Source organism: Helicobacter didelphidarum (assembly GCF_003364195.1).
Classification (GTDB): Bacteria; Campylobacterota; Campylobacteria; order Campylobacterales; family Helicobacteraceae; genus Helicobacter_A; species Helicobacter_A didelphidarum.
The window spans coordinates 1-439 of record NZ_NXLQ01000218.1 but is presented as its reverse complement, the minus strand read 5'-3'; the positions used below and the strand labels follow the sequence as shown (position 1 = coordinate 439).

The 439-nt window shown below is 31.4% G+C and carries 1 protein-coding gene; it reads left to right on the top strand.

Features of this window, described 5'->3' with window-relative positions:
* On the top strand, positions 1 to 439 hold a 439-nt coding region (locus tag CQA53_RS12015; protein WP_407918863.1), incomplete at both ends, for a lipase family protein.

Sequence of the window (439 nt, the reverse complement as noted above, 5' to 3'; positions counted from 1 at the left end):
ATTACTAAAAGATTCCACTCAAGAAGCAACTTTAGAGAATTTCATCTCTCCTATAGATTCTAATACCAAACTTAATATCACAGGGCATTCATTAGGGGGTTGTCTCGCACAATTATTTACCTTGAGCTTTGCTAGATATGATAAAGGAGAGAGAGGGATAATAAATGAAGTCTATACTTATAATGCTCCCGGTGCTAGAGACTTAAGTATAGATGATTGTGGTGTAATTGATATAGATTTGTCTCATCTCTCAAATTATGATAGAGAAACTAGAGAAGAGCTATTGAAAGAATATATCCATAGTTTAGATTTAGAAAATATAACAAATAGACTGATTAATAAACCACAATTACTAGGGAGAAGAGCTACCTATAATGATTGGTTATATAAAATTAGGGAGTATCTCAAGAGATTTTTAGCATTTCAACACAAAAAAGAA